Genomic DNA, 14,177 nt, shown 5'->3' with positions numbered 1-14,177 from the left:
AAACCGTCAGACGTATTGATTCCAGAAGGGGTGCCTGTGGGGAAATATCGCCGCATCATTCATCCCTTTGAGAACTGGACGCTCATTTGCGACGAGAACCTGAAGACCAGGCGCAAGGTCTGCAATATCAGTCAGTCTTTTACCGATGAGGCGGGAACACAGGTGTTCAGTTGGTCGCTGGCTGCAAATGTGGATGGCAAACCCTTCATGATCTTGCGGGCACCGGCAGCTGTCGGTGCCGGTAGCAAGATTTCGTTGAAGCTTGCGGGAATGGAACACGACGTGGATATCGACGTGAAGGCTTGCGATACATTGGTCTGTATTGGCTATCAGCCTGTCGGACCAATGTTGCGCCAGCAGATTGTCAAAGAGACAACAGCCCGGGTTTCATACTCTGTGAACTCAGATCAAATCATCAGCATTGACGCCCCATTCAAAGGACTTGCGGCTGCATTATCCGCGATAAAATAGCGAAAGAGATTCAATTGGCCAAGCAATCGATCAATGATCGCATTATAGCGCGTTCGCAAAGCAGCAGCGACAGTGAAGCGCCGTCCAGTTCCGGCTCTCGGTGGAGATGGCGGGCTAAATTCGTCGTTGGCATCAGCATCATTCTGATTGCTGCTGCGAGTCTGGGGCTGAAGTTTCACCCGAACCTTGGGTCGGTTTTTTTTGCAGAAGCGACTGCCCAGTCCAAAGCTTCGGCGGGAGTCACTGACAATACTCCCTTCCGCGACCATATCAGCCAGGCAGGTATCCGCACCTGTGCCAATCTTATTCCTGTGCTTGGACAAGCGCTGACATTTGGCTCGACTTATGCCGTTAACACCCAATGGAACAAGAACTCACCCGATGCGCATTCTGTACAGGCTATTACAGGCATGAGCTACAATACACCGGAGTATAAGGAGCAAGCGGCCGGTATCATCATTGCCTCTCCAATGGCTGCCGGTTGTGAAGGGACCTTTGTTCGCGTCGCCCCGTTTCAAAAGACATGCCAAGAGGTGGCAACGACCCTGCCAAAAGGAAGCGCACTTGCCGAAACCCTCTCTGGATCACCTTATTACAATCTCGCAAATAATGCCGGTCAAGCTCTGCTGATCTCATCGGGCAATACCTGTGTCGTTGTTTCCGTGGGGAGCTTGGCAGGATGATGACGGCTTATTGTGATCGCACTACAACCTCAGACAATGGAGTGTCCGCATGTATATCAACCGTATCCTCTCTATTGGACTGCTCTCAATAGGCATTGGCCTTTCTCCCAGCAGCCGCGCGGCCGATATGTCCCTACTCGAGCCCATTCCGGAGCCGATCCTCGCAGAAAAAGGGATCTGGGGTGCGATTGCCTACTCCACCACCGATAATCGACACGGTTTCTTTTGGGGAGCAGACAAGCGCGATGAAGCCGAAAGTATTGCCCTCAAACATTGCGAGAACGCAGACGGAAAGAACTGCAAGGTCGTTACGGTTTTCCGCAACCATCGCCACTGGAAAGACGATGATGGGACCGGGTTTCCTTATGAACATTGCGCTGCCTTGTCCGTAGGCAAACCTGCAGCTGGCAAAACATCCTCTTGGGGTGCCGCGTCGGACCTCACCCGCTCGAAAGCCGAAGAGAAAGCGACAAATCTCTGCGGAGGTGAGGGGCAGGAGTGCAAAATTCGTGAATGGGTCTGTACTTAACCGGTACTGAGTTTAAAAACAATGTTGTTAAAGACGGCCCCGCCGAAACTCCAAAAGCGTCAACGCAGGCAGAAGCAAGCCCTCCCCGCCCGCTGCGAACGAAAGAAGAACTATTGCCCGGTGGCAGAGTTCCGACATTCGCAAGTGGTAAATTCAATTCATGGTGGAATGGTCTTAGTCCGGCAGAACTCCGAATGCTTTGGGCGGATGACGTTGTCCGAGAGCAGATTGAGGCCCAAGTTCGTGCACCTGGAGGACTTCATGAATGGCTAATGACTGGGATGGGACCCAAAATCAAGGAAATGGGTTTCTCCATGGATGATATCAAAGCGATGACAACTCCTACCAAAGATACAACCGGACCAATTCCGGGGCGTCAGGTGAGCGTTGGAGGCATAATGCCGAAGAAGGTAAAGGATCAGGACCCGGGTCAGGTAGGATGCACAAAGCACTTCAGGACGCGATCGAGGGTGCAATAGACCTTGCGGATTTGCTACAACGGCTTGAAGCATTTTCTCACGACTGGTTAGATAACGGTCCAGACAGCTTTCCACCAGCTCTGAGAGACTTAATCATAAACAGGTGATGGATAAAAATGGCTACTCTTAACGATTGGAAAGCAAGACTCGCGGGTCGCAGCGATCTGGATAAGAGTGAGTTTGCGGACCTCATTCCACGGGATGGTGACGAGCAGTTTCTGCAGGAGGCATTTGCAACGTTGCCTAACGGGCAGATTCTGATTGAACGAATCAAAAGCTTGTTGAACCAAAATGACAATTCCGGACTGTACGTCATTCCCCGAAAAGAGAACCACCTGCCCGAGGCCGATATTACGGCAATGATGCGGGCTTATTGTGTTAACGTGGCTAATTATCTTGACCAAATCAGCAATCCGGAATTGGCGTCGCATGTACGCAACGACAAGGTTCAGGTTGTATATACCAACGATGCCTTTTATCAGGCTATTCGCGATGAGCCTTTTCCGCATTCAGAGGCGCTGTCTGAGGTTGAGTATCAGTTTATCGTCTGGATGAACAAAATCGGAAAATACATGTTTCCATTAAACGAGGCCGTACTTGGGCTGACGAAGTACCCGGCCGTAACGCGGTATTTGCTCGAAGATGTCGTAGGTTTTCCGCTTGAGCATAAGCCTTATTACGATCTGTGGAAGGCTGGCGGCGATGTCTATTTCTTCACAGACCGTATCCTGATGTTGTGTGAATATGGAAATGGCTGAGATTAGGGACCGCATAAAGCTGTGGGCATCACAACTCGGTTCTGCTCAAGGTCGCTTGCCAGGCCTGGATGCCATCCCTCGAATGTCGATCTAGCGGTCCATCCAGCATTTTTGTGCGCGTCTGCAGTAACAGATGCGCACCCGCCCTGGTTCAGTGGATTTGTTGTCTTTTAACGAAGCGATTGCTGATAACCGTGTTCACCCTCGCTTCGACAAAGGCAGAGGAGATCCGCTCGCCAGCATGATAGCGTTTGCCATAGCTGATTAAGCTGCGTTTATTGCCAGATGAAAACGGCGCGACCATGGAGCTCATTCTGGAGAATTTTCACACCAGCGATGGGAGTGCTTCTACGCCTCACCCAGGCGGAGCTTCACTTCATGTGCGGAGGGCCAGACGCCTGAATTTTGAGGAGCATTCATGGACAACAAACTGATCAGACCCAGTCAACAAGGGTCTCAGAGAGTAACATGGGATGATGTACCAAATCCTGCAGCTGACGTTGCTGCTTTCGAACGCGAAAACAATATCAAGCTTCCCGATGGCTATCGCCGCTTCATGTTGGCTTACAATGGTGGCCGCGTATATCCATGTATGTTTACCTACACCGTGCCGTTGGAAATATACCCCTCGACGGAGCCGGTGACCTTCCTCGATCCGTTATATGACTGGGCTTACGCCATGCAGCTCTGGAACGGAGATATATACCTTGGAAGCAATCCACCCAACATGTTAATCATTGGATCTGACCCTGGCGGACTTCAGGTCCTTCTTTCGTTACGGAAGGACAGTTACGGCAAAGTATTCACGTGGGTACAGTCCCAAGACAGTCGGGGAGTGGAAGGTAATGACATGATCTATCTGCAAGCAAACTCCTTTCGTGATTTTATCGCTAGTCTCTTCGATAACGCGAACAGGGACGCCTACAGTTATTGGCACAGACCTGGGCTAGCCGATCTAGAGCGCAAACTGGACATTTGAAGACATGCTATATCCAGCGGATCAATGTTCAGGTCCGGTCTGCGAATTGAAGCGCGGATTGCCAATAGGATCAACCCTGACGTTCAGAGGTAATTACCAAATTTATGAATAGATCACTCGATGGGTCGAATGGCGTGGATCTCCGGCGGATCCGTAAATTTTGCGAAGATACGAACAGAATATTCAGAACCAATAGCGATTTGTATAGTCACATGTCATAACAGTACCGGAAGTGGAAGAGCAATTCCCGATAACTCATTTCTGGTTGATTCTAATTGTATCTATTCTTTTAAACGCCCTGAAGGACCTCTTGTTGTACCCCTTTGCGCAATAAGGCACGGGGAGATCCTAATGATGATTAATAAAAATAGAATTATTGTTCGCCGTTTTTCCTTAACCAAGGACGAGCATGAGGGCAACGTAAGAAATATCTCTGCGGGATTGAGAGGAATCCTTACAATTTCTTTTGCTGCATTTGCATTTGCTGTTGCGCCCCTAACGGCAGCGGATGCTCAATCCGCTGCCGTTGAGATCGGCTATCCGACCGGTTTAAAGGCGAGTATGGCAAACAAGAAACTGGTCAAGAATAAAATTTCAACTTCACGTAAAATATCGGACGTGTCTTACCTTGGTCGTGCGCCGTATATTTGCACACCGAGCGGATTCGGACGCACGTCAAGATGTTTCGAGAGATGATATAGAATGAAGTCAGGTTCAACCTGTCGTGGCGAACCATAAAGGCCAAACGACTTCGACGGTCGTTGTTCAAAGATCCGCCTGCAATTAGCTACCTGAAATTCGGCAAGCTTTTGCGGGCGGACTTGAGTTATTCTGATGGTAACTGATCGCGCACTCGATTGTACCGGGCGGTGACATAATCACCTGGTTTCACTTTCTGATACTCGTCACCTGTCTTTGCAGGGACCGTCTTGAACGAATACCAATCACCATCCGGCTCTCGCTTTTGGAATACAACATTGCCTTTTTTTCGATGACTGAAACATGTCAACGCCGGCGCTTTCCCGGCTTTCGCATACCACACGGCCTTGAAGCAAAGCTTTCCTGGATCGGTAACAAACCAGTGCCCGTAACCATATGACCCTTTCCCTTCACCGGTCCAGGCTTTGAATTCGCGCTGCTTGACGGCGAAGTAACCAGCACCGTCCTTCCAGATCCAGGAACGGTTATTGTATAGCTTGAATAACTCTTCGCTTGCCAACGGTACGGACATTGCTGGAGGGTCCGTATTTTTACTCTGCGCGGCATTCGCGCTGATGATACATGTGCCTGTCGCACCAAAGATGCAGATTACTGATAGCGTTCGGATTATGGTCATTGCTTCCCTCCTGAAGGGTTGTCTAGCAAGTAAAACTAATTTGTTGCTTCCCTGACAACGCGCCAGTTGGGCAGGCCATATGGTTTTGGCCAAGCGTGGACTTCTTTGTCATTGAAGTAGACAACAGCCGTTAGTTTCGGAAAGTCTGCGTATCGCTTGGCGGCATTTTCAGCCCAATCATGAACGTAAGTTGAATCGCCTTCGTAACCAAGTTCCGCCACCACAATGGGTTTCCCAAAGCCTTGGACCAATCGATACTTAGGAGCAAGAGATTGTGCAAAAGTCTGTTCTTTGCCGAAATGATCTTTGTCGTATTGTTGAAGGCCAAAGACAGAAAGACCAACGACATCAACGACATCATTGCCAGGATAGTACGCCGTAAGCCGGGCCTCTCCTTTTGGTGACCACATGTATTTTGCCGACGCATTATGCTTGCGGCACACAGTAACCATACGTCGATAGGCAGCAATATAATCCTTCGGGCCCCAGTGTGACCAGGTGAACTGGTTGTCAGTCTCATCCATCTCCTGAGCCCAGCGGATAGTCACCTCGCTCTTGAGCCCAGCCGCTGTGGAGCAGACCGATGCCATGTTGCCATCGTACTTGCCAGCCAGAATGCCTTTGAGCAGTTCGTCGGGTGATAATCGCCAGTCCACTGACCAGGACCATGGTTCCACAGTGATGAGAAGCTTCCGCCCGCGTTTCTGGGCGTATTCATCAGCGACGGACAGGGATGACAAATCAACATCTTCCCAAGGAAGGAAAAGGTGTTCGATCTTTGAATTGGGATCGTTACCGAAATCGCTGTGCGGATCATAGGCACCAAACGTCACAGAATCTGGACCTATAATCGGGCGTTTGTCCATGACTTGGCCCGCAATAGGCTGTTGTGTTGTTGGAATGCCGCGAGGGGTGCTGGCTGCCAGAACTGTCCCGGTCAGTACCAAAGTTGCAAAGGAGACGGTAATCGCCGTTCGAATTTTATTATTGTTCATTGGGTTTTCCTCCTGCTAGCAACCCTTGGCGCAATGTTGCCAGCTAATTTTTTCTGAATCTCGAGATTGGATTTGATTGTCGCCAGATCCGGAGACACAAGGTTTTCTGCAACAAGTTTCTTGAACTCGTCGGTTTCAGCCGGCACGGCATGCTTGAAAACATACCAGCTTCCTGATGGATCCTTTTTCTGGTAAATGGTGCCGCGATCCAACTTGTGACTAAAGCACGTTCTGTTGGCGTGAACGCCGGAGACCGTGTGCCATTCGGCATTGAGGCATAAGTGGCCATCATTGGTGACATTCCATCGTCCTTGTGCCCACGCAGTTGTATCTCCAGCACCGGTTCTTGCCGTAAATTGTCGGCTTTTGTCGTCAAACCGCGCGGCTCCATCCGCCCAGGTCCATGACTTGTCGCGATAAAGCATATAAAGTTCCACGCCGGTCATTGGACGAGTATTCTCCGACTGTCGGATCTCTGCGCCAGCATAAGCTGTTCCCGTAAGGATGACGGCAGACAGACAGTACGATAACAGCAGCGGCACGCCGCCCAACGATCTATGTACCTTCACTTTTTTGCCAGGTAGCAACATTATTCCAATTCCCCTGTTATTCATTTTGTTTCGCTCTCCCTGAGCTGTTCTTCTTCCGGGAAGTTGACGTCTGACGGAACGGGCAGCCAATGGGGATTGAAAGTCAGCTTGCGAAGCTCTCGACCTCCAAGGCCAGCGCCGGATACTGCATATGTGGTCTCATACAGCCGCAACCTGCCCGTGCCCCATGCCAGAGATTCAAGTCCCTCTTTTCCGCGTTCTACCGATGCAATGCCCGGCAGGGCGATAAGAATGAGCAGGCTCGCTGCCATTGCCGGCCGATATGTTCGTGTTCGGAACCTGACAGTATTCTCTCGCGCGTGCTGGATCACGATTGTGAGCAAGAGAAGCGTGTAAAGCACAGCATTGATGATCGCGAAAACGTAAAAGCCGCGGGTTTCACCTGCATTTCCCACGAATAGAACCGGCAATATGGAGACAACCGACAGAAAACCATAGGGTATGAGAACGCGCACAGGCAGCGGATCCACTTCGGATACGCCTTTGGGCGTAATACGAAAATCGACATGAGATCCTGTAATCCAGTCCCGGACAGCAGCAATTGTTCCCGCCAGCGCCCACGGCCAGCGAGCGAAGAGGAAAAACATTGCCTCCCAGCTCAGAATTTTGGCATCCAAGGGCCGGAATGAGCCGCTTGCACGCCAGCGGAAAGCCAGCACGATCAACGTGACCGAGAGAGGCGCGAAATGAGCAAGAAAGTCAGGATAGGTCACTGCGACAAAGTTTTGATGGCGGATAAGTGCCAAAACCGGCATCAGAAACATGAGGGCCATAAACACAGCAAAAAGCGGATACCACAGCTGAGAAAACAGAAATTGGAACTTCAATCGCGGTGGTAGGCGCGGAACGTAGGTCGGTGAGTACTGTAGGAGCAGCATGACAAGACTGCGCGACCACTGGAACTCCTGTGTTACAAGATCGGCGAATGTGCGGGGACCGTCACCGTGTGCAATGGCATCAATCGCATGCGCACCGCGCCATCCATGAGCATTCATAATCAATGTTGTCGAATGATCTTCTGCAAGCTCAGGTCCCAACCCGCCTATCTGTCGGAGTGCAGCGGTGCGCACAGCATAGTGTGATCCGATGCACAGAGGAGCAAGACCGTGATTGTAACCGGCCTGAAGTGCGCCATGCATGCTCGCTTCGGCATAAAGCCGTCCGCGGGCGGACCAGCTCTCTGATGCATTGTGATCACATATACTTGGTGCAGACACATAGCCCACATCTGGATCAGCAAACGGACGCAGCATTTCAATGAGATAACCTGTCTCTGGGACATGATCTGCGTCGAGTTGCACTGCAAAATCGTAACGTTCATAGCCATAATAATCATAGAAAAAGGCGAGATTCCCTTCCTTGCAGCGTGTCCGGCGCGGCCAGCTTGCACGGTGGTAATCCGTCCGGTTTTTCCGTGTGGATACAAGTACACCGTGCGCTTGGCACCAGTTCAATGTTTCTGCAGATGGATCCTCGTCGGCAAGCCAGGTGTCATGTGGATACGCTTGAGCGAGCATTGCTTTCAGTGTCACCGCGACGACCGAAAAAGGCTCCGATGGCGCTTTGGTAACAACCATTGCGACGCGACTACCAATAGGCAATTGAAGAGGCCCGTGGGGCTTTTGCGCGCGATAAAACAGAATGATGAAGTAGGCCGGCAGGAAAGTTACCCAAACCAGTATGGCGGTAACCAAGGTGAATCCCCAGAAATCAACATAGTGTTCCGGCTTCAGCCACCAGGCCCAGAAATAAACAAGCATTGCCAGCCAGATTACCGCGCCGACCGCATATTCTTTGCGGTGATATCCTCTCAGGACTGGAATCTGATCGGGTCGCGTAACCACTTTGAGTATCTTCGTCATGTCTGCGCCTCCAGACCAAAGAAGGGCGCTGCAGTCCGGATGATGGTATCGAGGTCAGAGTACTCAGGCGAAAAGCCAAGTACGCGACGCGCAAAGGCCGGATCTGTATAAAGTGAAGGTGGGTCGCCGACGCGTCGCGGATGCATTTCAACAGGCACTTCGCGTTTGGTAATGCGACCGATAGCTTTCAATATCTCGGCTATCGACGAACCATGCCCGGTCCCGAGATTGACCGCGAGATTTGGACCACCGCTGACAAGGTGGTCCAATGCCAGTACATGGGCCCGGGCAAGGTCCGTCACGTGAATATAATCACGAACACAAGTTCCATCGGCAGTGTCATAATCATCACCGAATACGGAAAGGTGCGAGATTGCTCCTACGGCTGCAAGCAATGCTCTTGGTATGAGATGCGTCTCGGGGTCGTGCCATTCGCCGAGTTCACCATCCGGGTCTGCGCCACAGGCATTGAAGTAGCGTAGCGCAACATATTTCAGATGATAAGCAGCCGCATAATCCTGCAAAATCTGTTCGGCAATAAGTTTCGTCCTGCCATAAGGATTGATCGGTTGTTGTGGGGTGGCCTCGGTGATGGGAAGTGAAGAAGGAACACCGTAAGTTGCGCAACTCGATGAAAAAATGACCTTGTCGACATCCGCATGTCGACAGGCGTCCAAGAGCGATAAGGTGCCTGCGACATTGTTCCTGTAATATTTTGACGGGTTTTCGACTGACTCTCCAACATAGGCCGAGGCTGCGAAATGTACGACCGCGTCTGGCTTGTAGTGATTTAAAACGCGCAATAGACTGCTTGTGTCGAGGATATCGCCGTGTACAAACGGTCCCCAGCGCACGGAAGCGCGATTGCCCGTAACCAGACTGTCAAAGACAATTGGCTCAACCCCACTTGAATGGAGAAGCTTGGCAGTGTGGCTGCCAATATATCCAGCGCCACCTGTCACCAGAACTCGTCGCGGTGACATTACGCAATCCCCGCAAATTCATATGTCTGTTCAGTCAGCAGCCGGTCAAAGTAACAAATCGTTTTTTCCAGGCCCACGGTGAGCGGTACCATCGGCTGCCATCCCAACTGACGCTGGGCAAGCGAGATATCCGGACGACGTTGACGTGGATCGTCTGTCGGCAGCGGGTTTTGAATTGTCTTCGAACGTGAACCCGTCAGTTTGATAACCTGCTCGGCGAGCTCCAGTATCGTAAATTCAACCGGGTTTCCCAGATTCACGGGACTGGTGAATGACGGCCCGGTGGCCATGAGCTGCTGAAAGCCGTCGATGAGATCATTGACAAAACAAAAGGAACGGGTTTGCGAGCCATCACCATAGATAGTTATGTCGTGCCCTTTCAGAGCCTGCACAATAAAGTTGGAAACAACCCGGCCATCGTCAGGGCGCATATTGGGGCCGTAGGTATTGAATATTCGGGCCACCTTTATCTCGACATGGTATTTTCTGTGAAAATCAAAGAATAATGTCTCGGCACTGCGCTTGCCCTCGTCATAGCAAGACCTGGGACCAAACGAATTTACATTTCCCCAATAGCTTTCGACCTGAGGGTGCACCAAAGGATCGCCGTATATTTCTGACGTGGAGGCCTGGAAAATGCGAGCACCTGTCCGTGCGGCCAGTTCCAGCAAATTGAGTGCACCAAACACACATGTCTTCATGGTATGAACTGGATCAGCCTGATAGTGCGGCGGCGAGGCGGGGCAGGCAAGATTATAAATTTCATCGACTTCAATATCGATTGGATCAACAATGTCATGCTTAATGACGCTGAAACCCTCGAAGTTCCGCAAATGACGAATATTGCGTTCTAGCCCCGTGGAGAAATTGTCAACGCAGATTACGGTGTGTCCTGCTTTTAGAAGACGTTCGCAGAGATGTGATCCAAGAAAGCCAGCGCCTCCGGCAACGAGAATATGCAGTGACCGTTGCTTGGAGCGAATTACATGAACATCGCTGAAAAGCGAATTGATGTTCGGGCTGATGAAGTTTGGACGCACGCTTTTCATTGAAAGACCCCAAATTTGCCTATACTTCGTCGATCAAGTGCACATCATTCAATGAATGCACTCAGTTCAAAGTTTTGTTTAACGGCATGTTTATTGTTGTCTTTGTATACTTTGCTAATCATGTGTTGTCGTTGGATGCGCATCCGGAAACTTGCCATAGCGTCCATATCTGCAACTCAATATACTTCGTGATTGCGTTATCGGGATCTGTATCGGACCACGCGCATGAAGGGGAACATAGTCGAATGGACCGCCGATCCGGCCGGCCGCCCATGTTGCCTCGCATCGTCCAAATCCGGCTGCTAATGGTTGAACAGTTTGTATTATTGCCCGAGAGATGCGAGCCACTCGCCAAAGGAATGATTGCCGTGGCTTATTTCGGTGCGTGGAGCATTGTGCGCTAAATACGGTGGAACTGTTACATTTCGGGCCGCGCGGGGACTGTAACCGAATTCCTTGCTGAACGCCCGGCTGAAATGAGCCGCGGAAGTATAGCCCACGACAGCGGCAATCTCCACAATATGCTGTCGGTTGCCGGTGTTACTCAGTGCAACGTGCGCTGACAGAAGGCGGCGCTTTTGAATGTAGTGGAGAACCCCGCCGCTGGGTTCCAATAATTGATAGAGCCGTGTGCGTGAAATACCAAGCTCCCGGCATAATGTATCAGGTGTAAGATTTGGCGAGCTTAAATTACGCTGTACGAAGCGACGCACACGTTCCATCAAGGCGAGGGTGCCCTGTGGTTCAGCAACGTCAGCGTACTGTGCCATAGATGATAGGCAGGTTACAATCATATCGCGGGTTGTCTGAACGACTTGTGGAAGGTCTGCCGCAGTCAAGCTGGATAATTTCGCATCGATGCTATCTATGTATTCAATCAATAGGTTGGTATAATTTCCGGACAGTATTGTCCCGTTCTTGATCTCTTTGGCAACGGCTGTTTCCGAAAACAGTTCGCGAGGCAAATAAAATGAGGTGCTGCGCGTGTCAGTTGTTCTACCTCTGAAAGGATGGCCCAACGATCTGAGTTCCAATCTCCCCGGCATGCCTTCGAAAACGTGTCCGTCAACCTCAGTCCAGGTTTGGCCAGACCGTAACAAAACCAGATGCCAATGATCAATCAAATTGGATCGGAGTTTCAGCGGTGAGCGCGTATAGCTATGAGAAGGCGAAGATTGTTGAACTACGAGCATGTTTCCAAGATTCCAAGCCGTATGGTCGGCCGGAAAGCCCGCGTCAGATGAAAAAGCATCCGGGAGTGCAATGTCAATTAGCGGTGCTAAATAAGCTTGCCACGCAGCAAATTGGTCCCGCGGAGAGAGGTCGCGTGTAGAAAATTGCAGAGGCTCCAGGGCCGGTGGCAAAGGCGGAGATGGTTCGAGGTCATTGATCGGCTGCCGTGGCCATCTCCGTCGTTCAATCTGCATCGGTGGGCACGAGTTAATCTGCAGGTCATGCGACTTTTCAACCAGAGTTGGCGGTGAATGCCCTTTCCTTGATGAGTTCGACAATTTAACCTCCCGACATCCAATAAAGTTTTCTATCAGTTTAAAGTATATTTCTAAATTTAACCATGGCAGTTGAAAGTTAACTTCTCATTGAAAGTCAAATACCGTAAAACAAAGCCAATTATGATTAGGCATTTACCAATCGAATTGATGGTTACCGGTTTCCTTGCAAACTTTTCGTCAATGAACGGTATGGTTTCAACCTGCCTCGTTGGTAAAAGGATCATAAGGTTTTGAGGGCACAAAATAACGAATACCTCTGAACACGTCGGGACGACATAACAGATAGGTATTATTTCGATGGCAAGGAGGCTGCCCCACAGATCTCTATGGGTCTCTTCGTTGTCCAACAGGGGAACGAGAGTTGAAGGGGGAAGGGGATGATAATCCGCTACGGCCGTTCCCGGTCGACCACGCACTGCAAAGATCTGTGTGCTCGGCTACGCAAGAAGCGTTATTGGGTGTCACCGTGTTTGGACTAAGGAATACTCGATATTGGTCATGAGCATAAGCCAGCCGCCCGTCGCCAATTACAAGAACCATCGTTTTCCGCCGGAAATCATCGTCCGCGCTGTCTGGCTCTGCTATCGATTTCCACTCAACCTGCAGCAAATTGAGGAAATGTTGCTGACGTACGGAATCGCTGTTCCTATGAGACCATCGGCCGGTGGAGCTGAAAACATGATCCCGGTCATGCCCTGCGTATTTGGTGGAAACCGCCCACAACCTGTTCGCTCCAGCGGTCAACTTACTTGAAACTGTAAGGGCAGCCCTAATGCATTCCTTTTTCAAACAAGGTAACGAGCCCCTTGGAACTTTACGGTGCCCTCTGACGTATCAGCCTAAAACCTCTGTCCATAATATATTTGGCAAAATCAATCATCGGCTTTTCGACCACTGTGTAGACTGCCCAAGAAACAACAATCGTCGCAGCCAATGAAATGGTGATAGACAGAAAATCCAGCCAGTTTCCTGTCGGCGGGAAGACCAGGTAAACGATCTGGGCTGCAATCCAGTGAAAGAGATAAATTGAATAGCTGATTTGTCCAACGAACGAAAGGGTTGGTGATTGCGGGCGTCGGCTGGCAACTGACAAGACAAAAACTGCCGCTGCAAGAAGATAGGCGACAAGGACCGGCATGACGGACAAACCGACAAATCCGTCACCCCGGGACAGTGAAAAGTCTGCGACAGCAGCAATTGCCACCATCTGCAAACAAAAGAGAAAGGCAATTGCCCAGAACGCATTCTTTATCTTTTCTGTAACTGCCAACCGCACCAGCAATCCGCAGAACAAGAACGATAAATGCATCCCCAAATACTGGACCGGAACATTGATGCCGAAATGTGTACGGAGTAGAACCGGTACCACGGTCGAAAAGACAAGAAACAAGCTGAAGAAGAAAATTGTACGGAAGTTAAACACCAGCCGCATCCAAAACAACATAGCTATGAGAAAGTAGAACAGGAGTTCCACAAACAGTGTCCAATAAATATTGGATAGCCACTGTTTTCCAAAAACCACGGGCACCATCGTCAGATTGGCAAGGACACTCGAGAGCTCAGCCGGGTTTCCCTGACTCCAGAATAAAATGACAAGTGCCGCAATAGCCATCCACATAGCCGGATACAGCCGAAAAAACCGTGAAACGGCAAAGCGAACGAGTGGCGTTTCACCTTTGATACTGAAGGGGACAACAAAGCCGCTGATGAAAAAAAACAGAACGACACCAAAGCGGCCAAGGTCGATATTCTCGACGATGGCCAAAACCGGTTGGTACAACGGTTTGGCACTGTCGCTGTGGCGCAGCATGTCCCCGAACCAGTGCTGAAAGAATACTGAAAGCGCAGCAATGGCGCGAAGTCCGTCAATATTTGATAACCGCTTCGCTTCCATCAATCTGTCTTTTTATCGTTAGAGAAAATCATTCATG

At 50.4% G+C, this 14,177-nt stretch carries 14 protein-coding genes and 2 pseudogenes; 7 read left to right on the top strand and 9 right to left on the bottom strand.

From position 1 onward, the window contains the following. Nucleotides 1–36 precede the first annotated feature (36 nt). The 4 genes from FHW16_RS25325 to FHW16_RS25310 all read left to right on the top strand — a co-directional run bounded on the left by FHW16_RS25325 (nt 37) and on the right by FHW16_RS25310 (nt 2,920). The gene (locus FHW16_RS25325) at nt 37–471 is read left to right on the top strand and encodes an invasion associated locus B family protein (protein WP_348643934.1); all 435 of its coding nucleotides are present in this window, start codon (nt 37–39) and stop codon (nt 469–471) included. Between the two features lie 14 nt (nt 472–485). After that, nucleotides 486–1,154 (top strand): hypothetical protein, encoded by a 669-nt coding sequence (locus FHW16_RS25320; RefSeq protein WP_182552044.1) that lies wholly within the window; start codon nt 486–488, stop codon nt 1,152–1,154. A gap of 49 nt (nt 1,155–1,203) precedes the next feature. Then, nucleotides 1,204–1,683, top strand: coding sequence for a DUF4189 domain-containing protein (locus tag FHW16_RS25315; RefSeq protein ID WP_182552043.1), 480 nt, complete (start codon nt 1,204–1,206; stop codon nt 1,681–1,683). Between the two features lie 595 nt (nt 1,684–2,278). Then, nucleotides 2,279–2,920 (top strand): hypothetical protein, encoded by a 642-nt coding sequence (locus FHW16_RS25310; RefSeq protein WP_182552042.1) that lies wholly within the window; start codon nt 2,279–2,281, stop codon nt 2,918–2,920. Nucleotides 2,921–2,922: 2 nt separating this feature from the next. Here FHW16_RS25310 and FHW16_RS25305 read toward each other — a convergent pair. Next, nucleotides 2,923–3,200, bottom strand: a pseudogene (locus FHW16_RS25305) (hypothetical protein); the annotation flags it as partial. Nucleotides 3,201–3,338: 138 nt separating this feature from the next. On the opposite strand from FHW16_RS25305, the gene FHW16_RS25300 reads away from it, so the two are divergent. Next, a complete protein-coding gene (locus tag FHW16_RS25300) occupies nt 3,339–3,899 on the top strand; it encodes an SMI1/KNR4 family protein (protein WP_182552041.1) in 561 nt (186 codons plus the stop codon). A 351-nt stretch (nt 3,900–4,250) separates the two neighbouring features. After that, nucleotides 4,251–4,595 carry a hypothetical protein gene (locus tag FHW16_RS25295; protein ID WP_182552082.1) on the top strand — a complete coding sequence of 115 codons (345 nt, stop codon included), beginning with the start codon at nt 4,251–4,253 and terminating at the stop codon, nt 4,593–4,595. A 130-nt stretch (nt 4,596–4,725) separates the two neighbouring features. Here the strand turns inward: FHW16_RS25295 and FHW16_RS25290 are convergent, their stop codons facing one another. From FHW16_RS25290 to FHW16_RS25260, 7 genes are all read right to left on the bottom strand, one after another. Further along, entirely contained in the window at nt 4,726–5,235 is a 510-nt protein-coding gene (locus FHW16_RS25290; RefSeq protein ID WP_182552040.1) for a DUF995 domain-containing protein, read from the bottom strand. A gap of 35 nt (nt 5,236–5,270) precedes the next feature. Next, nucleotides 5,271–6,230, bottom strand: coding sequence for a glycoside hydrolase family 26 protein (locus FHW16_RS25285; protein ID WP_182552039.1), 960 nt, complete (start codon nt 6,228–6,230; stop codon nt 5,271–5,273). Continuing rightward, nucleotides 6,227–6,844 (bottom strand): DUF995 domain-containing protein, encoded by a 618-nt coding sequence (locus tag FHW16_RS25280; protein ID WP_182552038.1) that lies wholly within the window; start codon nt 6,842–6,844, stop codon nt 6,227–6,229. Before FHW16_RS25280 ends, FHW16_RS25285 begins: the two co-directional genes overlap by 4 nt. After that, nucleotides 6,841–8,703: a glycosyltransferase family 2 protein gene (locus FHW16_RS25275; protein ID WP_182552037.1), complete on the bottom strand. Its 1,863-nt coding sequence runs from the start codon at nt 8,701–8,703 to the stop codon at nt 6,841–6,843. Before FHW16_RS25275 ends, FHW16_RS25280 begins: the two co-directional genes overlap by 4 nt. Then, nucleotides 8,700–9,686, bottom strand: a complete 987-nt coding sequence (gene galE, locus FHW16_RS25270) for a UDP-glucose 4-epimerase GalE (RefSeq protein WP_182552036.1) — start codon at nt 9,684–9,686, stop codon at nt 8,700–8,702. Before galE ends, FHW16_RS25275 begins: the two co-directional genes overlap by 4 nt. Next, the gene (locus FHW16_RS25265) at nt 9,686–10,735 is read right to left on the bottom strand and encodes a UDP-glucuronic acid decarboxylase family protein (RefSeq protein ID WP_182552035.1); all 1,050 of its coding nucleotides are present in this window, start codon (nt 10,733–10,735) and stop codon (nt 9,686–9,688) included. The genes galE and FHW16_RS25265 overlap by 1 nt, the downstream gene beginning before the upstream one ends. 323 nt (nt 10,736–11,058) lie before the next feature. Then, nucleotides 11,059–12,162, bottom strand: coding sequence for a helix-turn-helix domain-containing protein (locus FHW16_RS25260; RefSeq protein WP_182552078.1), 1,104 nt, complete (start codon nt 12,160–12,162; stop codon nt 11,059–11,061). 582 nt (nt 12,163–12,744) lie between these two features. Here FHW16_RS25260 and FHW16_RS25255 point away from each other — a divergent pair. Then, a pseudogene (locus FHW16_RS25255) lies at nt 12,745–12,914 on the top strand (IS6 family transposase); the annotation flags it as partial. A gap of 146 nt (nt 12,915–13,060) precedes the next feature. On the opposite strand, the gene FHW16_RS25250 reads toward FHW16_RS25255, so the two are convergent. Then, nucleotides 13,061–14,140, bottom strand: coding sequence for an acyltransferase family protein (locus FHW16_RS25250; RefSeq protein ID WP_182552034.1), 1,080 nt, complete (start codon nt 14,138–14,140; stop codon nt 13,061–13,063). Nucleotides 14,141–14,177 lie beyond the last annotated feature (37 nt).

The sequence above is a fragment of the Phyllobacterium myrsinacearum genome, from assembly GCF_014138285.1.
Taxonomy (GTDB): domain Bacteria; phylum Pseudomonadota; class Alphaproteobacteria; order Rhizobiales; family Rhizobiaceae; genus Phyllobacterium; species Phyllobacterium myrsinacearum_A.
The sequence above is the reverse complement of the archived record's forward strand: the minus strand, read 5'-3'. Positions and strand labels throughout refer to the sequence as shown.